This window comes from Sphingomonas sp. P4_G3, from assembly GCF_056401105.1.
Genome location: NZ_JBFUJZ010000003.1, coordinates 52285 through 76991, shown reverse-complemented (window position 1 = coordinate 76991; position 24707 = coordinate 52285). Strand labels below are relative to the sequence as shown.

Sequence of the window (24707 nt, the reverse complement as noted above, 5' to 3'; positions counted from 1 at the left end):
TCGTGGTAGCCGCTCGGCATCCATATCAGCTGGTCATTTTCGATTTCGACGGGACGCTGTCCGACAGCGGCCACTGGTTCCTGTCGATCGTCGACGATCTCGCCGAACGCTTCCGGTTCCGCAGCGTCCATCCCGACGAGGTAGAGGGATTGCGCAAGCGCACGACGCGCGAAGTGATCGACCATCTTGGCATCTCGCGCTGGAAATTGCCGTTGATCGCGCGCCACGTTCGAGCGCGGTTCGGTCGGCACACGGATGAAATCCAGCTGTTCGACGGCATCCGCGACATGCTGAAGGCGATCAGCGAGACGAACGTCCGGATGTTCGTCTGTTCGTCCAATTCGGAAGCCAATGTCCGCGCAGTCCTGGGACTGGAGGATTGCGCCAGGATCGAGCGTTTCTTCTGCGGCTCGGGCCTGTTCGGCAAAGTGCGCAAATTCCGCCAGGCGATCAAGGCAAGCGGGCTCCCGCCCAGCGCGATCTTGTCGATCGGCGACGAAACCCGCGACGTCGATGCCGCGCGCGCAGTCGGGATCGGCGCCGGCGCGGTGTTATGGGGCTATGCCAATCCCGAAATGCTGTTGGCGATGAAGCCCGACAAGACGTTCGCGACACCGCAAGAGGTGGTCGACTATCTGACCTGAGGTCGACAAACCGCAGACCCCGCCGCTAGAGCGACGGCGATGTCTCCCCAGCGCTCTATTCCCGATAGTTTCGATCCTGAGATCGTCGCGGGCATCGATGCGCGCCTCTCCGAGGCGGAGCGCGACGAACTTGTCCATATCCCGATAGCGATCGAGAGCGGCAGTCGTGCCTGGGGTTTCCCGTCGCCCGACAGCGACTATGACTGTCGGTTTGTGTTTGTGCGGAGCCAGGACGATTATCGTTCGCTCTGGCAACCACGCGATGTGATTGAGACGCCCCTTGATGCGATCTATGATGTCGGCGGTTGGGATCTTGGCAAGCTTATCAAGCTGATGGTCAGGGGCAATGCTGTTGCGATCGAATGGCTGACCTCGCCGATCCGCTATCGATTCGACCAGCGTATCGCCAACCGCCTGCTGGATCTGGCGCGTGATGTGACCGATCGGGCCGCGGTCCGACGGCATTATTACAATCTGGCCAAAGCGTCTTGGGTGCCGCTCGATCGCGAAACGCACGATGTCCCGCTCAAGAAGCTCCTTTATGCGTTGCGTCCAGTCGTTGCGATGACTTGGCTCGACCGCCATCCCGGCGAGGTCGTGGCACCGATGGCGTTCACGCAGTCGCTCGCTGCGATCGATCTGCCCCTGGCGCTCCGTGCCGAGATCGATTCGCTGATCGAACGCAAGTCAGTCACAGTCGAGCTAGGAGGTGGGCCGGTGCCACCCGCCATCGCTGCGCTGATCGATGCAGCGCTTGCCACTGATCCGCCGGTTGCCGTCGATCCGGTCTCGCCGGAAGAACGACGCCGCGTCGCCGATCGCGTTTTCCTCGACCTTCTCGACGAACTGGCTCCCGCATGACTCCCCGCTTCGACTTCACCATCCACGCCACCGACGGCAAGGCGCGCACCGGCGAGATCGCGATGCGCCGCGGCACGATCCGCACGCCTGCCTTCATGCCGGTCGGCACCGCCGCGACGGTCAAGGCGATGAAGCCGGGCGATGTCCGGGCCGCCGGCGCCGACATCATCCTGGGCAACACCTATCATCTGATGCTGCGCCCGACCGCCGAGCGCGTCGCGCGGCTGGGCGGATTGCATCATTTCATGGGCTGGGACCGGCCTATCCTGACCGACAGCGGCGGCTATCAGGTGATGAGCCTGTCCGAACTCACCAAGCGGGACGAGAATGGAGTCGAGTTCAAGAGCCATCTCGACGGCACGCGGCACCTGATGAGTCCCGAGCGCTCGATGGAGATCCAGCGGCTGCTCGGATCAGACATCGTCATGGCGTTCGACGAATTGGTGCCGACGACCTCGACGGCCGAGGTGCAGGCGGCGGCGATGGCACGGTCGATGCGCTGGGCGCGGCGCTCGCGCGAGGCATTCCTTGGCGGCGGCGAACATGCCGAGAACGCAGCGCAATTCGGCATTCAGCAGGGCGCGCTGAACGAGCAATTGCGTGGCGAAAGCGCGGCGGCGCTGACCGAGATCGGGTTTGACGGCTATGCGATCGGTGGGCTTGCGGTGGGAGAAGGGCAGGCGGCGATGTTCGGCTGTCTCGATTTCGCGCCGAGCCAGCTTCCCGCCGATAAGCCGCGTTACCTGATGGGGGTGGGCAAACCGGACGACATCGTCGGTGCGGTCGAGCGCGGGGTCGACATGTTCGACTGCGTGCTGCCGACGCGCTCGGGCCGCACCGGCCAGGCGTTCACACGGACCGGTCCGATCAACATCCGCAACGCGAAGTTCGGCGAGGATCAGGGGCCGCTCGATCCCGAATGTGGCTGCCCGGTCTGCGCCACCTGGGAACGCGCCTATCTCCACCATCTGGTGCGCGCCGGCGAGATTCTGGGCGCGATGTTGATGACCGAGCACAACATTTGGTTCTATCAGGCGTTGATGGCGGACTTGCGCGCAGCGATTGCCGCTGGAACGCTCAACGCATTTGCGAGCGGATTCCGGGCACGCTACGGACAGGGTCGAGGAGAGTGAGCGTGAGCGACAAGCCCGAAGAAGAGAATGAGATCATGGCCGCGGCGCGGATTGCCAAGGAGCGCCAGAAAGGCGCCGAGGGCACGCCCGAGCCGGCCAAGCTCAGCAAATGGGGCCTGGCGGCACTGGGCGCGGGTGTCGGATCGGCGGCGATCGCCGCGGCAGTGCTCTACGCCAATCGCAACAAGAAGCGTTGAAGACTTCTCCCGTCTGATCGCTGACGATTGTTCGTCGGCGATGGCGGCGGGCGGAGCCAGGTTCGGCGGGCGATTGACTCGCGGTGTTTTAGCGCGACACATCGGCGTCATCCTCACCTCCTTTGCGGAGAATTGAATGCGTCTGACTCGTGCCGCCCTGTTAATGGGCGCCGCCCTGATTCCCGTCGCCGCCACCGCCGCCACGCCCGCCCGGAAGCTCGCTCCAAAAACGGCGGCGGCCACCAGTGCGACGGCGGTCAAGCCGATCGCCTATACCGTCCGCACGCTTGCCAATGGCCTGCGCGTCTATGCGATCCGCGACACCAAGACCGCCAATGTCTCGGTGCAGGTCTGGTACGATGTCGGCTCGAAGGACGATCCCAAGGGCAAATCGGGCTTCGCGCACATGTTCGAACATCTGATGTTCAAGGCGACGAAGAATCTGAAATCGGAGAATTTCGACCGCCTGACCGAGGATGTCGGCGGCTATAACAACGCCTCGACCAACGACGATTACACCAATTATTTCGAGGTCGTCCCGGCCAACCATCTCGAGCGGCTGCTGTTCGCCGAGGCGGATCGCATGGCGAGCCTGGTGGTCGAACCGGTCAGCTACGCCTCCGAGCGCGACGTGGTGAAGGAAGAGCTTCGCCTCCGCACCTTGGCGACGCCGTACGGCAAGCTCTATTCGATCTACTATCCCGAGATCAGTTACCGCGTGCATCCCTATGCGCGACCCGGGATCGGCAGCCTGGAGAATCTCGAAGCTGCGACGATCGACGACGTTCGGGCGTTCCACGCGACCTATTACCGCCCCGACAATGCGGTACTGGTGGTGGCGGGCAATTTCGATCCCGCCGAGCTCGATCGATGGGTCGACAAATATTTCGCGGGGATCAAGAAGACCGACCGCCCGATCCCGCGCGTGACCGTCGCCGAGCCCCCGCGCACCACGCCTACCCGCTATACGGTCTATGAGGCCAACACGCCGCTGCCTGCGGTACTGATCAGCTATCAGGTGCCGTCGGACAACAATGCCGACATCCCGGCACTGACTCTGCTCGACGCGATCCTGTCGCGCGGCGATAGCTCGCGGCTATATCAGGACCTGGTCTATCGCGATCAGCTCGCGCAATCGGCCAATACTTTCCTCGATACCAAACAGGGCACCGGCTCGTTCGTCGTCACCGCGACGATGGCTGACGGCAAGAGCGTCGCCGATGGCGAGAAGGCGTTACGTGCCGAGGTCGCCCGCGCGCGCGACACCTTAGTCACCCCGGCCGAGCTGACCCGCGCCAAGAATCAGCTGATCACCGCGACGATCGAGAGCCGTGAGACCGCCGATGGCAAGGCGTCGACGATCGCGCGATCGGTGATCATCGACGGCGATCCCGCCGCCGCCGACAAGCAGCTTGCCGCGATCGGCAAGGTGACTGCCGCCGACATCCAGCGTGTCGCGCGCAAATATCTGACCGACAATGGCTCGGCGATGATCAACTATATGCCCGCCGAAATGGCGCCCAAGGACGGGACGAAGGGCGACAAGATCGCGGTCGCCGATACGGTCGAGGTCGCCGAGCTGAAGACGCCGGGCAATGTCGAGGTCGTCAAGCCGGCGAGCGATGCCGACCGCGTCGCCGTGCCCGCGCCGGCCAAGCCGGTGGTCGCGGCACTGCCGGCGCCGGTGACGGCGACTTTGGCCAACGGCATGAAGCTGATCGTGGTCGAAAAGCACGATCTGCCGCTGATCACCACGCAGGTCCTCGCCAATGGCGGCGGCGCCGCGGACCCGGCCGACCGCGCCGGGCTCAACAGCCTGGCCGCCGATTTGATGACCAAGGGGACCAAGACGCGCTCGGCGACGCAGATCGCCAATGAGGTCGAGAAGCTCGGCGGATCGATCAGCTCGGCCGTCGCCTGGGATGCGGCGGCGGTGACGCTGCAGGTCAAGTCCGACCAGATCGCTCCGGCGATGGCAGTGCTCGCCGACGTCGCGCGCAATCCGGTCTTCACGGCCGAGGAACTCGAACGCGATCGCGCGCAGACGATCGACAGCGTCCAGGTCCAGCTCAAGAATCCGGGCCGGCTCGCCTCTTTGGTCGCGGCGCGGACGGTAATGGGCGGCGGGCCTTATGGTCATCCCATCGCGGGTACGCCGACCTCGCTCAAGGCGATCACGCGAAGCGAAGTGCAGACCGCCTATGCGCGCACCTGGGCGCCGGCGCGCGCGACCATGGTGATGGTCGGCGACATCACGCCGGCGGCGGCGAAGGCGCTCGTCGAGGCCAATTTCGGCAGCTGGCAGGCTAAGGCCGCGCCGGTCGCCGCGCCCAAGACCGATTCCGCCACCGCAACGCCGCGGATCATCGTCGTCGATATGCCCAATGCCGGCCAGGCTGGGGTCGTCGTTGCCCGCCCAGGCATTGCCCGCAGCGACCCGGATTTCTACGCGGCGAGCGTCGCCAATGCCACTTTGGGCGTCGGTTTCTCGTCGCGGCTCAACCAGGAAATCCGCATCAAGCGCGGCCTCGCTTATGGCGCGGGCAGCGGCATCGCGGCGCGGCGCCAGCCCGGCTATGTCGCGGCCAACACCCAGACCAAGAACCCCTCGGCGCCCGAAGTGGTCGGGCTGATCATCGACACGATGAAGGGGATGGGATCGGCGCCGGTGCCGAATGACGAACTCGCCTCGCGCAAGGCGGTGCTGATCGGCGATTTCGGCCGCGATACCGAAACGACCGGGGGGATTGCCGGCGTGCTGGGCGATTATGTCGTCGAGAACGTGCCCCTGTCTGAACTCAAGGCGTTCACGCCCAAGATCGAAGGCGTCGATGCGGCGGAGGTGCAGCGTGTCGCGCAACGGCTGCTCGATCCGACCGACGCCAGCGTCATCGTCGTTGGTGACGCGAAATTGTTCCTCGACGATCTCCGCAAGAAATATCCGAATGTCGAGGTGATCCCGGCGGACAAGGTCAATCTGGACAGCACGACGTTGCGATAGCGCCCTCCGTCATGCCGGCCTTGTGCCGGCATCCACCGAGCCGCAAGCGCCAGGGGCGTGAGGAGGAGTGGACCCCGGCACAAGGCCGGGGTGACGGCTAGGGCTAGGGGCGGGGCACCCAATTAACGTCGGGGGAACGGTTGCCCATCCCCCCGACGCCCCCTCCGAGCTCTAACGCGGTGCCGGCAGCCAGCTCAGGTCGAGACCCTCATAGCGGTCGATATAATTGGCCGCGCGCAGCAGCCCGCGTTCGTTGGTGAAGGTGACACGCCCGTTCACGCGCGCGATCAGCCCTTCTTCCTCGATCTGACGCAGCATGCGGTTGACATGGACCGCGGTCAGGCCGGTCGCGTCGCCGATCTCTTCCTGGGTCAGGCCGATCGTGAAAGTGTCGGTGATCGACTTGTCACCCGCGCGCAGGCGGTTGCGCATATCGATCAGCATCGCGGCGACACGGGTCTTGGCCGAGGTGCGGCCGAGCGCCGCAAGCCGGTCGGTCAGCGCCGCGCGCTCGATCTGGCTATAGACCAGCAGCAGCGCCGCGAGTCGCGGATGCGCCGCGATGACGTCGCTCAACATCGATCGCTCGAACGGCGCGACGACCGCGTCGCTCAGCGCGGTGAGCGTCTCGGGCGTCTCGCGATAGACCAGGCTCGACAGCGCGATCACATCGCCGGGGAACAAGAACCGCAGGATTTGGCGGCTGCCGTCGTCGAGCAGCATCGACGACATCAGCATACCCTTGCGAACGATGAACATCTCGCCGGCGCGATCATTTTCTCGCTGGATTGTGGCACCCCGCCGGACCGGTCGCTCGCGCTCCTCCAGCCGCTCGAGCGCCGCATGTTCTGCCGGAGTAAGAGTAACCAGATCGCCCAATCTTTCGGCGAAACAACTGCCTGACACGTCGACGCAAACTCCCCCGGACCTTGGAGGCTACAGAGCAGCGCGCGCGGACCTGTGCATTAAAGTCGATCAATGGGTGTGGTGGCGTTGTTTGCAGCTTCGCTGAGTTGGCACCGGCCCGCATTGGGTGAACAGCGCCCCGCGCTGTTCACCCAATGCCGGGGGCATGGCAGATCCAATGCGCCCCCACCCGACCACCCATAGAATACGCTGTTGGGCGGTCGGGTGGGGGAGCGGGCCGGTGCGGCAACCGTTTCAGCTCCGCTGAAACACAAGAGACGCGTTACGCTTGCTTGTGGTGCGGCGGGCGATAGAAGCCTTTGGATGGACCGTATCCTCATTCGCGGCGGTAATCGCCTGACGGGCAAACTGCCGATTTCGGGCGCCAAGAATTCGGCGTTGACGCTGATGCCGTGTGCATTGCTGACCGAGGAGCCGGTGACGCTGCGCAATTTGCCGCGGCTCGCCGATGTCGACAGCTTCGGGCATCTGCTCAACCAACTCGGCGTGTCGACCGAGATCGAAGGCGCGCGGCCGAGCGATTTCGGCCGCGTCATGACGATGCGCGCCGGGCGGCTGACCTCGACCGAGGCGCCGTACGACATCGTGCGCAAGATGCGCGCGTCGATCCTGGTGCTGGGCCCGCTGGTCGCCCGCGCGGGCGAGGCGACGGTGTCGCTGCCTGGTGGTTGCTCGATCGGCAACCGCCCGATCGACCTCCACCTCAAGGCGCTCGAGGCGATGGGCGCGCGGATCGAACTCGCCGCCGGCTATGTCAAGGCGATCGCGCCAGGCGGGCGCCTGCCGGGCGGTCGCGTCGCCTTCCCGATCGTGTCGGTCGGCGCGACCGAGAATGCGGTGATGGCGGCGGTGCTCGCCAAGGGCGGTACGGTGATCGAGAATGCGGCACGCGAGCCCGAGATCGTCGATTTGTGCAATCTGCTGCTCGCGATGGGCGCGTCGATTTCCGGCGTCGGGACCGAGCGGCTGGAGATCGAAGGCGTCGACCGTTTGCACGGCGCCACCTATCGCGTGATGCCCGACCGCATCGAGGCCGGCAGCTATGCTTGCGCCGCTGCGATCACCGGCGGCGACGTCGAATTGATCGGGGTCAAGGCCGACGATATGCGCGCGACCATCGCGGCCTTGATCGACGCCGGCGTCAAGGTCGAGGAAAAGGGCAGCTCGCTGTTCGTATCGTCGGACGGCAAGCTCAAGCCGCTGACGCTGTCGACCGCCCCGTTTCCCGGCTTCGCCACCGACATGCAGGCGCAATTCATGGCGATGCTGTGCAAGGCCGACGGCGCCAGCGTGCTGACCGAGACGATCTTCGAGAACCGCTACATGCACGTGCCCGAGCTGGCGCGAATGGGGGCGGACATCCAGGTGCGCGGCCGTACCGCCGTCGTGCGCGGGGTCGACCATTTGGTCGGCGCGCCGGTGATGGCGACCGATCTGCGGGCGTCGATGAGCCTGATCATCGCCGGGCTGGTCGCCGACGGCCAGACCGAGGTCAGCCGCGTCTATCACCTCGATCGCGGCTATGAGCGACTCGAGGAGAAATTGTCGGCGGTCGGCGCCGATATCGAACGCGTCGGCGACGGCTGATCCATGACGGTTAGGGGGTTCAGCACGACGCTCAGCGACCGCCAGGCGCTCTGGGCGTTTGTGCTGGGATGCGTCGCGGTGACCGCCGGCGTGGCCATGCATATCCCGATGTTCCTGATGGGCCGGACGATGCACTACCGGCTCGCCGGCATGGCGATGGGCTGGGACATGGTGCTCGGCATGGGGCTGATCATCGCCGGTGTTGGCGTCGCCGCTTACGGCCTGTTGCCGCGCGACATCGGCAGGCAGCGGGCCGAGAGCGGTGCGATCGAGATTTCCGCGCCCGAGGACGCGCCGTTGAGCTGGGCGCATTGGCGGTTGATGCTGGTGCTGGTCATCGCGCTGATCATCGACGTGATGAAGCCTGCCTCGCTGGGCTTCACCGTGCCCGGCATGGTCAGCGAATATGGCGTGCCCAAAGCGACGGTCAGCCTGGTGCCATTCTTCGCCTTGATCGGCACCGTGACCGGATCGGTGCTATGGGGCGTGATCGCCGACATCTACGGCCGCAAGGCGTCGATCCTGTTGTCGGCGGTGATGTTCGTCGGCACGTCGATCTGCGGTGCGATGCCCAGCCTCGCCTGGAATATCGGCATGTGCTTCATGATGGGCGCGGCCGCCGGCGGGATGCTGCCGGTGACCTATGCGCTGCTCGCCGAGATGATGCCCAACAAGCATCGCGGCTGGAGCCTGGTGCTGGTCGGCGGGCTCGGCGCGGTCGGCGGCTATTTCGCCGCGAGCGGGCTGTCCGCGTTGCTCCAGCCCCAATTCGGCTGGCGGATATTGTGGCTGCTCAATTTGCCGAGCGGGTTGATCCTCGTCCTGCTTGGCGGCTTGATTCCCGAATCGGCCAAGTTCCTGTTGGCGCGCGGCCGTGATGCCGAGGCGCGGACAGTGATGGCGCGGTTCGGCTCGACCGCGAAGCGGCTGGCAGCGCTGCCGCCGCTGCCCGCGGGGACAGTGAGCCATGCGCTGACCGGGGCCAAGCTGGTCGGCAAGTTGGCCGCTTTGTCGATCGCGGCGATCGCCTGGGGGCTGGTCAATTTCGGGTTGCTGCTGTGGTTGCCCGCCGATCTCGTCGCCAAGGGATATTCGGTCGCGGTGTCGAGCAAGCTGCTTGCCGAATCGGCGCTGATCGCCTTTCCGACGGTGTTCGTCGCGGCGCTGATGTACAGCCGCTGGAGCACCAAATGGTCGCTGGTCACGATGATCGGCGTCACTTTGTTGGGGTTGGTCGGCGTGCTGCGGCTGGAGTTCGCCGGGATCGGCAGCCCGGTCCTGCCGGTGGCATTGCTCATCGTCGGATCGAACGGGATCATCGCGATTCTGCTGCCTTATACCGCGGAAAGCTTCCCACTGCGCGTCCGCGGTCGCGCCACCGGCTGGGTCGCGGCGTGCACCAAAGGCGGCGGCGTCGCGGCTCAGGCGCTCAGCATCACCGCTTTGGTCCCGGCGATGGGCGTGACCGCGGGGCTGATCATCGTGCCGACGGCGCTCGCGCTCGGTCTGTGTGCCTGGTTCGGCCGCGAAACCAAGGGCAGGGACCTCCGTTTGCTCGACGACGCACTGGCCGGCTGACGCTCAGAACGGTGCGATCGCCGTCGCGTAATGCGCCATCGCCATCGTCGTCAGCTGTGCATTGACCCGGATACAGCTGGCGAAGGTGCTGGCATCGGTGACGAGCACGTTGGCGGTGCCGTGGACGCGGCAATCGAGGTCGACCACGCCATGCTCGCGATCCTTGCCACGGGCATTGCCGCCTTGGGGATGCGAGCTCGACAGAGTAATATCGTCGGCCTCGCTGATCGCGCTGTCGAAAAAGGCATCGACATCGTCGCCGGGCTTGAGCGTCTGACCGCGCGCGAGCGCCGGATAGACTTCCTCCGCGCCGGCCGCGAAATGGACCTTGGTCAGTGCTGACAGCGCGCGTTTGATCAACGGAATTTCGACATCGTTGCGCAATTTGAAACTCAGGCCGGAATCGATCAGCTGGCCGCAGCGATCGGCGGGGATCAGGATGCCGGCCGACGCCAGCCGGCCGTAATTGCGCATCCGCTGGGCATGGTCGCCGAACCAGCCGGGCATCAGGGTCGACATGCTCATCGGCGGCTGGAAATGCGATTCGAGCAGGAAGTCGCCGCGATCGACATAGGTCGCCATCTGGTCCTCGTCCCAGCTGCGCATCGACTGCTCGCCGGGCATCAGCGCGACCACCGGGCAGGCGATGTTGAGCGAGATACCGGTGCCGGTGCCGTCGATCCCGCTCGCCGCGAGGATGCGGCTCGACGCCATCGTGCCGGCCGCGACCACCACGCCTTCACGCGCGCGGATGAAATGCTTGCGGCCGTCGGCCAGCACGACCTCCACTCCGGTCGCGCGCCGCTTGTCCCAGTCGAGCGGGGTTTCCCAGCGGATCGCCGTGACCTTGGTATCGGCCAAAATATGCGCGCCGCTCCTGCGTGCGTCGAGCAGGAAGGACTGCGCCATGCCCTGCTTGCGGCCATAGGGGCAGCCGGTGTTGCAATAGCCGCAATAGGCGCATGCCGCTCCGGCGGAATCGGGGCCGTAATTCTTGCTGAACCAGGGCGTGGGCGAAGACTGGTCGCCTGGGAGACCGGTCGCGGCCGCATGTGCCGCCCAGCCTCGTTGCAGATGCGGACCGTTATTGCGCCCGGCGCGCGCGTCGATCGGACCGACCGACAAGCGTTGTTCCACTGCACGATAAGCGGCATCGAACCGGTCGCGGTCGACCGGCGCGCCGAGCTCGGCCCATTTGGCGAAGATGTCGGGCGCTTGCGGGTGCGTCAGCCCGGGCTGGTTGACGCGCAGGCAGATGCCATTGTTGAGCACGGTCGATCCGCCGACGACGCGGCCCTGGAACACGACCACGTCATGGTCGCGGCTGGTCTGCACGCCGCCATCGACGAACAGCCGCGCGGTCATTTCCCATTCGCGGTGATTGATCTTCGAAGAAGGGTAAAAGGGACCAGCTTCCACCACCAGCACGTCGTGCCCTTGCGTCGCCAGCGTCGCTGCGGCGACCGCGCCGCCGGCACCCGATCCGATCACGATCACCCCGGCTTCGTCGGGCGCCTCTTTCAGAATGTCGGCATCGGTCAAATCGCGGCCGGGAAAATCGGTGATCGGCACTTCGCCCGGCGCCGAGCGATCGCGATGAGCGGGCAGGGTAAAGCCGATCTGCGCGAATACCGGATTGTCGCGGTTATCGTCCTGGGTCTCGCCCTGCCAATGGCCGTAATAGCCGGCATAAACCACGCTCCGCACGCGGGCGAGATCCTGCATCAGGTCGTTGCGCGTGCGCTCGAGCCGCCTGGCGACTTGCCGCGCGCGCCAGGCCGGGCTCAGGATCAGGAACAACGGCCCGCCCATCACCAGGCAGAGCAGATAGAGGCTGAGCCCGATCTCGGTCGCCTTGCCGCCTTTCACCAGCGCGAACTGGCGCTGGAGGTTGGCGACCACCTGGCTCGAGGGGATCGCCATGTCGGTATCGTGGAACAGTGCTTCGGCCAGCGCCTTCAGGATTGCGGCCTGGACGAAATTGAACGGCTTCCCCATGCCCTTACTCCCCCGCTGCAAGGTCAGTCGGGCTCGGTCATAGCCGGTTTGTTGGCCACCCGAAATCGCGTTTGAGGTCACAATGGGGAGAAGTGACTCTACACCTCCCACCATCCATCTTTGTTGGGCGTCCACCATGGCGCGCCGGCGGTGATGCGCGCGGCGAGCCCGGATTCCCGAGACAACACGAGCGGCAGGCCGGTTTGCGCCGCCAGGCGTTCGACGTCGGCGTCGGAAAAGTCGGTCGGCATCCCGCCAGCCTCGCGACAGGCGAGACGAAAGAGTTCCATCTCCTGTCCCCAGAAATAGAGCGAGCTCGCGCCGATATTGGCCTGAAGGCGGTGGACGTCGTCCCATTTGCCGGGCTCGACGATCTTGGCCCAGATGTCCGCCTGGAGGCTGTCGACCGCGGCGTCGGGGCGCCAGTCGAAGGCGTCGGCATTGACGATCGTTACCTTGTCGCGGGCGGCGCTGGGAAGCTGGTCGAAAACGCCCTGCTCGGCGATCAGCGCGATCACGTCGGCGTCCCGCTCAATCACGGTGACGCGATCGACTTTGGGGTTCAGCGCCACATTGGCCGCGGCCCAGCCCATGCCCAGCCCGAGCACCACGGTATGGCCGCTTGCGGCGGCGATGCCGATTTCCTGGCTTTCGACCTCCATCGGGACGATCGACATCCAGGTGGCGTCGCCGTCGCGGACGGGGCCGCTGAGCACCGCACTGCCCAGCGTGGCATAGGTTTGTCCCCAATATCCACGTCCGGCCGCGAGGAACGCGACCCGTAGCGACCATTCGCCCCAAGTACCGGCGCGATAATGCGGCAGCCACAGACTGGTCGTGAACTGACCGAGCAGGTCGATCGGACTGATCGCTTCCGGATCGTACGTCACGACGCAGTCGGCTGGACGTGTGCGTAGCTGTCGGGCCGTTCGCTCACACCGTTTCCAGCGCCGCCGCGAAATCGGCGATCAGATCGTCGGCATCCTCGACGCCGATCGAGATGCGGACCAGATTGTCGGTAATCCCCAGCGCCTGTTTGCGCGCGTCGGGCACCGACAAATGGGTCATTCCGGCGGGATGCGACGCCAGCGTTTCCGTCCCACCCAGGCTGACCGCCAGCTTGGCGATCTTGAGCGCGTCGAGGAAGGCAAATGCCTCTTTCTCGCCGCCCTTGAGGTAGAGCGAGAAAGTCGACCCGGCGCCCGAGCAATGCCGCTCGTAGATATCCGCCTGGCGCTTGTCCTTGCCGTCCTTGAGGAAGCCGAGATAGCCGACCTTCTCGACCTTGGGATGATCGCGCAGGAATTCGCAGACCTTGACGGCATTCTCGCCGGCGCGGCTCATTCGCAGTTCGAGCGTCTCCAGGCTGCGCAGCAGCATCCAGGCGGTGTTGGGATCGCAGATCGTGCCGATCGTGTTGCGCATCAATCGGATCGTGTTGATGTGCTCCTTCGACCCGAGCACGCCGCCTGCGACGAGGTCCGAATGGCCGCCGGCATATTTGGTCAGCGAATAGACGACGATGTCGGCGCCATGTTCGAGCGGCTTGTGCCACAGTGGCCCCAGGAAGGTATTGTCGATCGCGATCGGCGGCTTGTTGGCGCCGGTGAAGATCGCGTCGCGGCTGGCGGCGACCGCCTCGACATCGACCAAAGCGTTGGTCGGGTTGGCCGGGCTTTCGAGATAGATCAGCGGGACATTGCCCGACGACGCCTTTTGCAGCACCGCGTCGATCTCGGCGCGCGTCGCGCCGGCCGGGAAGTCGAGCCAATGGACGCCGAAGCGACCAAGAATGCGTGCGATCAGCGTCTCGGTCGCAGCGTAAAGCGGACCCGAATGGACGATCGTGTCGCCGGGCTTGACCATGGCGAGAAACAGGGTCGCGATTGCCGACATACCTGAGGAGAAGGCAAGCGCATCCTCGGCGCCTTCCCAGATGCCCAGGCGATCCTCGAGGATTTCCTGGTTTGGGCCGTTGAAGCGCGAATAGACCAAACCCTCGGCGCCACCCGGGCGCTTACCCGTCACGCCCTCGAAATGGCGCTTGCCGGCGGCGGCGTTGGGGAACACGAAGGTCGAGGTCAGGAAGATCGGCGGCTTGAGCGATCCTTCGGACAGTGTCGGATCATAGCCATGGCCCATCATCAAGGTCGATGGCTTGAGTTGCCGCCCGCCGATCGATGCCGGCTCGGTCTTCTTGGGTGCGAGGGCCTCGACCCCGGTCAAATCGGCTTCGGTCTGGGTCGGCTTCTTGGACATCATCTACTCCTTTGGCCGACGCTGTAGCGCCGTGTGGTTTCAGAAGAAACTAAATCCCGATGATCGAAATCTGTCGTCCATAATCGGGCTCACCCCGGTGCGTCGCGCGGCGGAAGCTGTAGAAACGATCCGCGTCGGCATAAGTGTCGAGCCCCATCATTTCGATGGTCGGCACCCCGGCGGCGGCGAGGCGATGCGCGACATAGCCTTCCAGGTCGAACTGGGCATGGCCCTCACGGCCCGACGTGAAGAAGCGTTCGTTGGCGGGGTCCTCGGCCTCGAAGCGGCGCTGGAACGCCTCGTCGACTTCATAACTGGCGCGCGCGATGCACGGGCCGATCGCGGCGACGATGCGGTCGCGGTCGGCGCCGAGCTTTTCCATCGCGGCGACGGCCGCGTCGGTGACGCCGCCGATCGCGCCTTTCCATCCGGCATGCGCCGCACCAACGATCCCGGCATCGCGATCGGCGAGCAGGACAGGCGCGCAATCCGCGGTCAGGATGCCGAGCGCGAACCCGGGACGGTCGGTCACCATCGCGTCGGCATGCGGCCGATCGGTATCGTCCCAGGTCGTGGCGAGCGTCACACAGTCCGCTGAATGGACCTGATAGAGTGTGACGAGCTCGGCGCCCGGCAGCACCGCGGCGACCGCACGGCGGCGATTCTCGGCAAGGTCGGGGCCGATTTCGACTTGCCCGCGCCGGCCGAGATCGAGCCCCGCGGTGATGCCGGTAGAGACGCCGCCGCGGCGCCCGAGGAACCCATGCGCCACGCCATCGAGCGCGCGAGCGCGATTGATCTCGACCGTCACAGCGCCAGCCGCATCAGCCGGTCGTCGTCTTCCTGTTCGCCGACCATGAATTTGTATTGGCCGATTTCCTCGAAGCCATAGCGTTCGTAGAACCGCCGCGCGCGATGATTGTCGATATAGACCGACAGGATCATCTCGCTGGCGCCGCGCGCCCGCGCCTGATCGAGCGCCCAGTCCATCAGCACCGGCGCCAGGCCCGCGCCGTGATGATCGCCAAGGATATAGAGTTGGTGCAGCTCGATCGCTTTATCCGGCCAGTCACCGGGAAAGGTGACCGGGCCGATCTTGCAATAACCGACGATCGTGTCGTTGTCGGTCGCGACGCGGACGCGATAAGCGGGGTCGGTCAGGTCTGCGGGCAACCCCGCCGATCCGAACGCCGCATCGAGGAACTGCGCGAGATCCTGCTGGCGATAGAGCGTGCCGAAGGTATCGGTGAAGCTGCGCCGCGCCATCGCCGCGAGTTCCGGTCCATCGGTGGGTGTCGCGTCGCGATAGGTGATCGCCCCGCTCACAGCGCCAGCCGCATGATATGGTCGGTGTCGACCTGGGTGCCGACCGCGAAGGCATAGTCGCCGATATGGTCGAAGCCGTGCTTGCGATAGAAAGCGGCCGCGCGGTGGTTTTCCTCCCACACCGTCAGCAGCAACGCCGTCGCGCCTTCCGCCCGCGCGGTAGCGATCGCCCAGTCGAGCAACGCCTTGCCGACGCCGGCGCCATGCTGGTCGCTGCTGACATAGATCTGGCTCAATTGCAGCGCGCTGGGCTCGGCATCGGGCAGCCAGGGCGGGTTGACCTTGGCATAGCCGACCACCCGGCCGTCAACGAGCGCGAGGTGAAAGCGTGCCGCGCCGCTCGACAGATCGGCGAGCAGCTTGCCGTTGGGGCCATAGGCCTGGGCGAGATAGGTGGCCGCATCCTCGGCCGAGACGCCGTGCGCGAACGTCTCGATCCAAATTGCCTGCGCCATGGCGTCAAGCGCGTCGCCATCGGCGGGGGTAGCATCGCGATATTCGATCATAGGAATCCTGCTGGAATTGGCCAGTCGCGCGCGGTCCAGGCCATCGCCCTGAACAATGTTCCCATCTGGTCGTGCTCGACCAGCCGCGCGCGATCGGCGGCGATCGCCTCGGCCTTTTCTGGCGTCGATCGCGCCAGCGCCTCGGCGCGCGGAGCGATCCCCAATGCAGTTAGAAATGCGCCTTGCCCGACCGGGCCGTCGACCCTCACGCCCTCGATCCCGGCGGCGGCGGCCAGAGTGGCGAAATCGACATGGGCGGTCAGGTCGCGGCTGCCCGGTTCCTCGAACGGATTGGCGAATTGGTGTCCGCTCACCGCCTGCAACGTGTCGCCGATTGCCGGACCGTCATAACCATAATCGACCACCAAGGCGGCCCCGCCGTGCAGCATCAGGCGCTGCGCCAGCGCGCGACCAATCGCCACCGACGCCGGCGAGGTTTCGATCACCGATCCGACCGGCGCATCGCGCAAATTTTCCGGGATCACGCTGGCGGGCACGTCCTTGCCGGCGATCGGCAGGAACATCAGGTCCTGACAAGCGACCAACCGCTCGCGCCAGGCATCGCCCGCCTTGACCAATTGGCGGATCGGCAGCGCGTCGAAGAATTCGTTGGCGACCGCGATGATCGGCCGGTCGTCGGGCAATTGCGTGATATCGTCGTGCCAGGTGGCATAGGGGACCGCAGCGCGCTGCCGGGCGCGCAGCGTCGGGCTGGTTTCGACGAAATGGACCGGCGGATCGAGCCCGACCCGGCCCATCGCGCGCATCGCATCGGCGGTCAGCGTGCCGCGCCCGGGGCCGAGTTCGACCCAATAGATGTCAGGCTCGCCTGCGCGCTGCCACAGATCGGCGGCCCATAGTCCGATCAGCTCGCCGAACATCTGGCTGACTTCGGGCGCGGTGGTGAAATCGCCCGCCGATCCCAACGGGTCGCGGGTCGCATAATATTCGGCATTGGCCGCTGCCATGTACTGCGACAATGGGATCGGCCCCGCCATGGTGATGGCGCGCGACAGCCGATCGGGCAGCGACCCGTCCATCTCAGGCGACGCTTTCGTCCCCGGCGATCGGGGTGACGCGATCGCGCCGGCCTTTGGCCGTCCAGATCAGATAGATGCCACCCAGAATCATCGGCACGCACAGCCATTGGCCCATGTGCAGATAGCCATTGTCGAAGATCGTCCCCTGGAACTGGGCGTCGGGCTCGCGGAAGAATTCGACGATGAAGCGCGCAAGGCCGTAGCCGGTCAGGAACAGCCCGACGAGCTTGCCCGGCTCGTAGCGCGCCTTGGTTCGCCAGAAGGCGTAGGCGAGCAGCGCGGCCAGCACGACGCCTTCGAGCAGTGCCTCGTAAAGCTGGCTGGGATGGCGCGGCATCGGACCGGCATTGGGGAAGATCATTGCCCAGGGCAGGCTGGCATCGGTGGGCTTGCCCCACAATTCGCCGTTCACGAAATTGGCCAGACGACCGAAGAATAGCCCGAACGGGGCGCAGCAGGCGACATAGTCATGGACGCGGAGCCAGCTGAGCTTGTTCCGCCGCGCGAACCAGAAGATGCCGAGCGAGGTGCCGATCACACCGCCGTGGAAGGACATCCCACCTTCCCATAATTTGAAGAAGCCAAATGAAAACAGCAGGCTGGGGAAATGTGTGTCGTAGAACAGCACATAGCCGATCCGTCCGCCGAGAATGATGCCGAGCGTCGCGTAGAACACCAAATCCTCGACGTGCCGCTTCGCCATCGGCGCGCCCGGCGCGCGCAGCATGCGCATCAGGTACATCCAGCCGACGACGATGCCGGCGATGTACGCAATCGAATACCATTTGATGTCGAATATATCGCGCCCGAACAAATGGATGTGCAGCAGCACCGGGTTAAGGTGCAGGTCGTTGAAATCGATCGCGGTCAGTGCATGCAGGATCAAGGCTTTTCCCCGGGCTTTGTCGCTCCCATAAGGGGGTCAGGGTCCCAAGTCGACAAAGACCAGGTGGAGAGAATGCCGATGCCGAGTGCGCTCGATCTACGGATGGACCGCGGAATCGCAAAGCTGACCGGTCCCGGCGCGCCGATGGCGGTGAGCGAGATCGAGGTGCGCGGTCGGACCTATCCGGCGATCGCCGCGGCACCGCCCAGCCTGGCGCATTATTTCGCGCATTTCTGCGCCCAGCACGCCGACGTGACGTTCCTGGTGGCGGGCGAGGAGCGGCTGACGTTCGGACAGGTGTACGACCAGGCTGGCGGCGTCGCGCGGTCGTTGGTGGCGCAGGGAATCAAGCGCGGTGACCGGGTCGGCATCGCGATGCGCAATTCGCCGTCCTGGATCGCGCTTTATATGGGCGTGCTGTTGGCGGGCGGCATCGCGGTGCTGCTCAACGGCTGGTGGCAGTCGGAGGAATTCGCCAACGCGCTGGCCGAGGTCGAATGTTCGATCGTGTTCGCCGATCCGCCGCGCGGCAAAAGGCTGGCTGACATCGAGGGCCTGACCGCCAGGGTGGTGGTGATCGACGATTTCAAGCCGCTGTCCGAGGCGCTCGCCACGACGATGGGCAACGCGGAGACGGCGCTGCCCGAGCTCGGTCCCGACGATCTTGCCACGATCCTATTCACCAGCGGCTCGACCGGGCAATGCAAAGGCGCGCTCAGCGATCATCGCGCAGTGCTGCAGGCGACGCTCAATTACCTCACCCAGGCGCTGATGATGCTGGGTTTCGCGACGGAAGACGGCAATCCGCCGCAAGGCCAGCCATCGACTCTGCTCAACGTGCCGCTTTTTCATGTCACCGCCGAGGTGCCGGTGATGCTGCAAAGCTTCGCAATGGGCCGCAAGCTGGTGCTGATGCCGAAATGGGATGCCGAGGACGCGATGCGGTTGATCGAGCGCGAGCAGATCAGCTATTTCGTCGGCGTCCCGCTGATGAGCTTCGAGATCCTGACGCATCCCAATCGCGCCAACTACGATCTGTCGACGGTGACCGATTTCGCCGCCGGCGGGGCGCCGCGCCCGATCGACCATGTCCGCCGGATCAACGAGGAAATGGGCGGGGGTGCGCCGCTGATCGGCTATGGCCTGACCGAGACCAATGGCGTCGGCTGCGGCAATTGGCGCGAAAATTATCTCGCCAAGCCCAATTCGACCGGACGTGCCTCGGCGCCGCTGGTCGATCTTGCGATCCTCGACGATGCCGGTGACAAGGTCGCGGCGCTCGAGCGCGGCGAGGTGGCGATCCGCTCGATCTGCAATTTTCGCGAATATTGGCACCGGCCCGATGCGACTGCCGCGGCGTTCAGCAAGCATGGTTATTTCCTGACCGGCGATATCGGCTATCTCGACGAGGACGGCTATCTGTTCATCGTTGACCGCAAGAAGGACATCATCATCCGCGGTGGCGAGAATATCAGTTGCCAGGAAGTCGAGGCGGCGATCTACGAGCATCCGCTGGTCGCCGAGGCGGCGGTGTTCGGCCTGCCCGATGAGCGTTTCGGCGAAGTGCCCGGCGCCGTCGTCCATTTCCATGATGGCGAGACGGTCGACGAAGCCGCACTGCAGGGCTTTTTGTGCGAGCATATCGCGGCGTTCAAGGTGCCGGCGCGGATCTGGATCGCGCCCGACCCGCTGCCGCGGCTGGGGACGGAGAAGATTGATAAGGTCGGGCTGCGCGCCAAATATCGCGCGGTGGTGGCGGGATGAGTCATCTGGAACCCCTCCCCTTCAGGGGAGGGGTTGGGGGTGGGGCCTATCCAGGGGCGATTAGCTTGCGGCACTGCCCCACCCCAACCCCTCCCCTGAAGGGGAGGGGCTCAATACCGCCAACCCGCAGGCTTCCCCCTTGCTCACCCGGGCGATAGAGCAGCGGTAATGGCCGACGAAATCCCGCCCAAAAAAAGCCTGACGCGTCGCCAGTTGCTGATCGGTGGCGGCGTCGGAGTCGGGCTGGTGATCGCTTGGACAGTCTGGCCCCGGCGCTACGGCCCGAACCTGACGGCCGCGAAAGGCGAGCACATCTTCAATGCCTGGCTGAAGATCGGCGAAGACGGGCATGTCACCGTCGCGGTGCCGCAAGCCGAGCACGGCCAGGGGAGCTGGACCACCCTGCCGCAGATCGTCGCCGATGAGCTTGGCGCCGACTGGCGCACCGTCGCGGTCGAGCCGGCGCCGCTCAACCCGCTCTACGCCAACCCGCTGGCGGCATCGGAATTGTTCGACGGCGTGTTCGATCGATTGCCGCAGAATATACGCGAAGGCCATGTCACGCGGTCGGCGCTGATGCTGACCGCCAGCTCGACATCGGTGCGCCAGTTCGAAGGCGATCTGCGCGATGCGGGCGCCGCGGCGCGCGTGCTGCTGCAGAAAGCGGCGGCGAAACGGTGGAATACCGATTGGCAGGCAACCGGTACCGCGCAGGGCTTCGTCGTTCACGACAAGGACAAATTGCGGTTCGGCGAACTGGCGGCCGAGGCGGTCGGCGGCAGTCTGCCCGATCCGCTGCCGTTGCGCGCCGGCGAAAACGGCCGGCTTTCGGGCCAGTCGCTGCAACGGCTCGACAGCCCGGCCAAGATCGACGGCTCGGTCAATTTCGCCGCCGACATGCGCTTGCCCGGCATGGTGTTCGCCGCGATCCGCCAGGGGCCGACGCCGGACAGCCGGCTGGTCAGCGCCGACAAGGGCGCGGCGGACCGCGTGCGCGGTGTGCTGAAGGTGGTCGAGGGCGAGCATTGGGTCGCTGCCGTCGCCGACAATTGGTGGGCCGCCAACCGGGCGCTCGGCGCACTCGCCCCGCGATTTGCCGCGCCGGTCGGTGGGGCAAGCGATTATTCGATCCGCAGCGCGCTCGACGCGGCGCTGAACGGCGACGGCGTCCGGATCGGCGCCGCCGGCGATGTCGGCGCCGCCTTTCGTGGCGTGCAAGTGGTGAGCGCGGAATATCGCGCCGCGCCGGCACTCCACGCCGCGATCGAATCGCGCACGGCGACTGCCGCCTGGAGCGATGGGTCGGTTGAATTGTGGATGCCGACGCTCGCCCCCGGGCTTGCGCGATCGGCGGTCGCGGCGGCGATGGGCGTCGGCGAGGATGCGGTGATCGTCCATCCGATGCCGATCGGTGGCGGGTTCGGGATCGGACTCGAATCGGACGCCGGGGTGCAAGCCGCGGCGATCGCCCGCGCAGTCGATCGGCCGGTGCAATTGACCTGGTCGCGTGCCGAGGATTGCGTGCATGACCGCTTCCGCGCGCCCGCCGCGGCACGGATGACCGGGCGGGTCGACCAGAACGGACGGCTGGTCGGGCTGCTCGCGAAGATCGCCGCGCCGTCGACCGGGCACGAACTCGCCGCGCGGCTACTGGCGAGCGACAAGGCGGCGCAGGCCGCGCTGGCGCTGCCCGCCAATGGCGATGCCTATGCGGTCGCTGGCGGCACGCCCTTCTACCAGATCCCCAATTGGGCGCTCGATCATCATCCTGCTGACGTCGGTATCCCGACGGGCCATTGGCGGTCGGGCGCGCACAGCTACACCTGCTTCTTCACCGAATGTTTCATCGACGAACTGGCCCACGCCGCCAATACCGAGCCGCTGTCATTCCGCGTCGCGATGCTGGGCGGTAATGCCCGGCTGGCGCGCTGCCTGACGACGGTGGCCGCGCTCGGCGGCTGGGAAGGCGGTGTGGCGGGGAGCGGGCAGGGGATCGCCTGCCACAGTTTTCGCGGCAGCCATATCGCGGTGTTCGCCGAAGCGCATATCGAGGAGGACCAGTCGATCGGGATCGACCGCATCGTCGCCGCGATCGATTGCGGGCGGCAGATCAATCCCGACATCGTCCGCCAGAATATCGAAGGCGGGTTGGTATTCGGCATCGCCCAGGCGCTCGGAGCCTCGACCCGGTTCAAGGACGGCCTTGCCACCGTGCGGGGGTTCGGCGATCTCGATCTGCCGGTGCTGGCGGATATGCCCGACATCACCGTCGAGCTGATCGCCAGCGAAGCCGATCCCGGTGGCGTGTCGGAACTGGCGGTGCCGCCGGTCGCCCCGGCCATCGCCAATGCGCTGCAATCGGCGACGGGGTTCAGGATTCGCAGCCTGCCGCTCAAGGTTGGGGAAGCGTAGTTTTGGACGATCCTCTCAATCGTCACCCCGGGCTTGTCCCGTGTTCGAGCTTTGGCTTGCCCCCGGCAAGCCAAGATCGTGTCCGGGGGACACGATCTCGCTCGAACACCAACCCTCCTCTACGGAATTCAGCCGTTGTTGCACGTTGGGTGCCGGGACAAGCCCGGCATGACGGTGGGGTTTTGACATGACGATTCCCCCCAATCATCCCCCGATCTCGCCCCCCCGCGTCGGCATCCTGCTGGTCAATCTCGGCACGCCTGACGAGGCCAGTCCGAAAGCGGTGAAGCGCTACCTCGCCGAATTCCTGTCCGATCGCCGGGTGGTGGAGATTCCCCCGCTGGCCTGGCAACCGATTCTGCGCGGTATCGTCCTCAACACCCGCCCGAAGAAGTCGGCGCATGCCTATCAACAGGTCTGGACCGACGCGGGATCGCCGCTTGCCGCCGTCACCCGTGCGCAGGCGGAAGCGCTGAAAGATGCGTGGCCCGGCGTCACCGTCGACTGGGCGATGCGCTACGGCACCCCGGCGATCGGCGACCAATTGGAGGCGATGAAGGCGGCCGGATGCGATCGCATCCTGATCGCGCCCCTCTACCCGCAATATTGCGCCGCGACGACCGCGACCGCCAACGACAAGGCGTTCGAGGCATTGGCCGCGATGCGCTGGCAGCCGGCGATCCGCACCTTGCCGCCTTATCACGATGATCCCGCCTATATAGACGCGCTGGCGCAGTCGGTGCGCGCCTCGCTCGCTGCGCTCGATTTCGAGCCTGAGGCATTGATGGCGAGTTTCCACGGCATGCCGGCGCGCACGCTCGAGCTTGGCGACCCCTATCATTGCCATTGCCAGAAGACCGCACGCCTGCTCGGCGAAGCGCTGGGGCGCGAGTTGATCGTCAGCTTTCAGTCGCGCTTCGGTCGGGCCAAATGGCTCGAGCCTGCGACCGATACCACGCTCACCGCGCTGCCGGGGAAGGGAATCAAAAGGGTTGCGATCATCGCGCCCGGATTCTCGGCCGATTGCCTGGAAACGCTGGAGGAGCTCGCGATTCGGGGTCGCGACACTTATCTCGCCGCGGGCGGCACGCAATTCGCCTATCTTCCATGTCTCAACGATGGCGAGATTGGCATAAAGATGCTTCGCGAAATCCTGTCGCGGGAACTTGCCGGTTGGATCAGCGCTCAATAGCCTCGACCCGACGACACCGCCCGAATCAGGGCCAATAGGAGAGAAAAATGGCACGCGTAGCGATCGTAACCGGCGGAACGCGCGGGATCGGCGAGGCGATCAGCCTGGCGCTGAAGGACATGGGGATGACCGTGGCGGCGAATTATGCCGGCAATGACGAGCGCGCTCGCGAATTTTCCGACCGCACCGGGATCAAGGCGTTCAAATGGGACGTCGGCGACTATGATGCGTGCCAGGATGGCGTGAAGCAGGTCGAGGAAGAACTCGGCCCGGTCGATGTGGTGGTCAACAATGCCGGCATCACTCGCGACGGCACGATCCTCAAAATGACCTACCAGATGTGGAAAGAGGTCATGGACACCAATCTGGGCGGTTGCTTCAATATGGCCAAGGCGACTTTCCCGGGCATGCGCGAGCGCAAATGGGGTCGGATCGTCAATATCGGCTCGATCAACGGCCAGGCCGGGCAATATGGCCAGGTTAATTATGCCGCGGCGAAATCGGGTATTCACGGCTTCACCAAGGCGCTGGCGCAGGAAGGTGCGCGGGCCGGCGTGACGGTCAACGCGATCGCGCCGGGCTATATCGATACCGACATGGTGGCGGCGGTGCCGGCCGACGTGCTCGAGAAGATCGTGGCCAAGATCCCGGTCGGGCGCTTGGGTCAGGCGCAGGAGATCGCGCGCGGCGTGGCGTTCCTGTGTTCCGAAGATGGTGGGTTCGTTACCGGCTCGACGCTGAGCATCAACGGCGGGCAGCATATGTACTGACGGGCGCAGGGGCCGGCTACGTCCGGCCCGATGCCGCCTTCGGCGGCAGCGCCCGGCACGGCCGGCGGGTCGGCAAAGCCGAACCCGTCCGACGATGGCGGCCCCTTAGGTGGAGCGGTCGCTAACGAGCTGTCATGACCCCGTATTCAGTCGCTGCGGAACGCGCTTTATCCTCTACGCTTCCGACCAATTTGGCGAGACGCTCATTGACTACTTGAACCTCAGAAGGTGCGATCCGGTCACCATTCTCAGGACAGAGGTACCTGTCGTTCAGTGACCCCATTCCGCCTGTCGCTTCCGACAGCGCGGAGATAATTGCCGATTGATCGCCGCGGCGCAAACGATCGACAAGAGCAGGTAACCTCGGCGCGGTTGCGCTATCGCTGTGGCTTAGCAGAAGCTTGAGCACATCTTCGATGGCCGTCGCCAAGTCCTCGAGTTTGTCAGACATGGCGTTACGATACGCAGAAAGATCGATTTCTACCACCGAGCTGGAAGCTGGCACTTCACCTCAGCCGCCGGCAAAGCCATCGGCGCATTCCCCTAGAGGGAGCCAACGCTCTGTGCCGCGGCATGACCTGCGGGGTCATGTCGCGGTGGCCGTGCGCTTGGTAACCGATCCGGAC

General features: G+C 65.4%; 21 protein-coding genes. 11 read left to right on the top strand and 10 right to left on the bottom strand.

Translation table 11 applies throughout. The annotated features are described in order from the left end of the window. Positions 1–2: 2 nt before the first annotated feature. From AC1DQQ_RS08460 to AC1DQQ_RS08440, 5 genes are all read left to right on the top strand, one after another. Positions 3–644 (top strand): HAD hydrolase-like protein, encoded by a 642-nt coding sequence (locus AC1DQQ_RS08460; protein WP_478039577.1) that lies wholly within the window; start codon positions 3–5, stop codon positions 642–644. A 39-nt stretch (positions 645–683) separates the two neighbouring features. Then, positions 684–1505 carry a nucleotidyltransferase domain-containing protein gene (locus tag AC1DQQ_RS08455; protein WP_478044839.1) on the top strand — a complete coding sequence of 274 codons (822 nt, stop codon included), beginning with the start codon at positions 684–686 and terminating at the stop codon, positions 1503–1505. After that, positions 1502–2638 carry a tRNA guanosine(34) transglycosylase Tgt gene (gene tgt, locus AC1DQQ_RS08450; protein ID WP_478039580.1) on the top strand — a complete coding sequence of 379 codons (1137 nt, stop codon included), beginning with the start codon at positions 1502–1504 and terminating at the stop codon, positions 2636–2638. Before AC1DQQ_RS08455 ends, tgt begins: the two co-directional genes overlap by 4 nt. Before the next feature lie 2 nt (positions 2639–2640). Next, positions 2641–2835: a hypothetical protein gene (locus AC1DQQ_RS08445; protein WP_478039582.1), complete on the top strand. Its 195-nt coding sequence runs from the start codon at positions 2641–2643 to the stop codon at positions 2833–2835. 136 nt (positions 2836–2971) lie between these two features. Next, a complete protein-coding gene (locus AC1DQQ_RS08440; protein WP_478039583.1) occupies positions 2972–5836 on the top strand; it encodes a M16 family metallopeptidase in 2865 nt (954 codons plus the stop codon). A gap of 171 nt (positions 5837–6007) precedes the next feature. On the opposite strand, the gene AC1DQQ_RS08435 is transcribed toward AC1DQQ_RS08440, so the two are convergent. Beyond that, positions 6008–6706, bottom strand: coding sequence for a Crp/Fnr family transcriptional regulator (locus tag AC1DQQ_RS08435; RefSeq protein ID WP_478031357.1), 699 nt, complete (start codon positions 6704–6706; stop codon positions 6008–6010). A gap of 360 nt (positions 6707–7066) precedes the next feature. On the opposite strand from AC1DQQ_RS08435, the gene murA reads away from it, so the two are divergent. Together murA and AC1DQQ_RS08425 are read left to right on the top strand one after the other, a co-directional pair. Beyond that, the gene (gene murA / locus AC1DQQ_RS08430) at positions 7067–8350 is read left to right on the top strand and encodes a UDP-N-acetylglucosamine 1-carboxyvinyltransferase (RefSeq protein WP_478030503.1); all 1284 of its coding nucleotides are present in this window, start codon (positions 7067–7069) and stop codon (positions 8348–8350) included. A 3-nt stretch (positions 8351–8353) separates the two neighbouring features. Next, positions 8354–9928 carry an MFS transporter gene (locus tag AC1DQQ_RS08425; protein ID WP_478039585.1) on the top strand — a complete coding sequence of 525 codons (1575 nt, stop codon included), beginning with the start codon at positions 8354–8356 and terminating at the stop codon, positions 9926–9928. Between the two features lie 3 nt (positions 9929–9931). On the opposite strand, the gene AC1DQQ_RS08420 is transcribed toward AC1DQQ_RS08425, so the two are convergent. The 8 genes from AC1DQQ_RS08420 to lgt all read right to left on the bottom strand — a co-directional run bounded on the left by AC1DQQ_RS08420 (position 9932) and on the right by lgt (position 17943). Continuing rightward, entirely contained in the window at positions 9932–11926 is a 1995-nt protein-coding gene (locus AC1DQQ_RS08420) for a GMC family oxidoreductase N-terminal domain-containing protein (protein WP_478039587.1), read from the bottom strand. 98 nt (positions 11927–12024) lie between these two features. Continuing rightward, entirely contained in the window at positions 12025–12816 is a 792-nt protein-coding gene (locus tag AC1DQQ_RS08415) for a hypothetical protein (protein WP_478039589.1), read from the bottom strand. A 43-nt stretch (positions 12817–12859) separates the two neighbouring features. Then, a complete protein-coding gene (locus AC1DQQ_RS08410; RefSeq protein WP_478030497.1) occupies positions 12860–14185 on the bottom strand; it encodes a cystathionine gamma-synthase family protein in 1326 nt (441 codons plus the stop codon). A gap of 49 nt (positions 14186–14234) precedes the next feature. Beyond that, on the bottom strand, positions 14235–14996 hold the full coding sequence (pgeF, locus tag AC1DQQ_RS08405) for a peptidoglycan editing factor PgeF (RefSeq protein ID WP_478039590.1): 762 nt from the start codon (positions 14994–14996) through the stop codon (positions 14235–14237). Continuing rightward, a complete protein-coding gene (locus tag AC1DQQ_RS08400) occupies positions 14993–15511 on the bottom strand; it encodes an N-acetyltransferase family protein (RefSeq protein WP_478039592.1) in 519 nt (172 codons plus the stop codon). The genes pgeF and AC1DQQ_RS08400 overlap by 4 nt, the downstream gene beginning before the upstream one ends. Further along, positions 15508–16017: an N-acetyltransferase family protein gene (locus tag AC1DQQ_RS08395; RefSeq protein ID WP_478039594.1), complete on the bottom strand. Its 510-nt coding sequence runs from the start codon at positions 16015–16017 to the stop codon at positions 15508–15510. The genes AC1DQQ_RS08400 and AC1DQQ_RS08395 overlap by 4 nt, the downstream gene beginning before the upstream one ends. Next, the gene (locus tag AC1DQQ_RS08390; protein WP_478039596.1) at positions 16014–17057 is read right to left on the bottom strand and encodes a class I SAM-dependent methyltransferase; all 1044 of its coding nucleotides are present in this window, start codon (positions 17055–17057) and stop codon (positions 16014–16016) included. The genes AC1DQQ_RS08395 and AC1DQQ_RS08390 overlap by 4 nt, the downstream gene beginning before the upstream one ends. Position 17058: 1 nt before the next feature. Beyond that, on the bottom strand, positions 17059–17943 hold the full coding sequence (lgt, locus tag AC1DQQ_RS08385) for a prolipoprotein diacylglyceryl transferase (protein WP_478039598.1): 885 nt from the start codon (positions 17941–17943) through the stop codon (positions 17059–17061). Between the two features lie 78 nt (positions 17944–18021). Between lgt and AC1DQQ_RS08380 the strand changes: the two genes are divergently transcribed. The 4 genes from AC1DQQ_RS08380 to phbB all read left to right on the top strand — a co-directional run bounded on the left by AC1DQQ_RS08380 (position 18022) and on the right by phbB (position 24081). Next, entirely contained in the window at positions 18022–19707 is a 1686-nt protein-coding gene (locus AC1DQQ_RS08380; protein WP_478045272.1) for a class I adenylate-forming enzyme family protein, read from the top strand. A 168-nt stretch (positions 19708–19875) separates the two neighbouring features. Further along, a complete protein-coding gene (locus AC1DQQ_RS08375; protein ID WP_478030487.1) occupies positions 19876–22119 on the top strand; it encodes a xanthine dehydrogenase family protein molybdopterin-binding subunit in 2244 nt (747 codons plus the stop codon). Between the two features lie 187 nt (positions 22120–22306). Next, positions 22307–23311, top strand: a complete 1005-nt coding sequence (hemH, locus tag AC1DQQ_RS08370; protein WP_478030486.1) for a ferrochelatase — start codon at positions 22307–22309, stop codon at positions 23309–23311. Positions 23312–23358: 47 nt separating this feature from the next. Further along, positions 23359–24081 (top strand): acetoacetyl-CoA reductase, encoded by a 723-nt coding sequence (gene phbB / locus AC1DQQ_RS08365; RefSeq protein WP_478039603.1) that lies wholly within the window; start codon positions 23359–23361, stop codon positions 24079–24081. A gap of 121 nt (positions 24082–24202) precedes the next feature. On the opposite strand, the gene AC1DQQ_RS08360 is transcribed toward phbB, so the two are convergent. After that, on the bottom strand, positions 24203–24568 hold the full coding sequence (locus AC1DQQ_RS08360) for a hypothetical protein (RefSeq protein WP_478044838.1): 366 nt from the start codon (positions 24566–24568) through the stop codon (positions 24203–24205). Positions 24569–24707 lie beyond the last annotated feature (139 nt).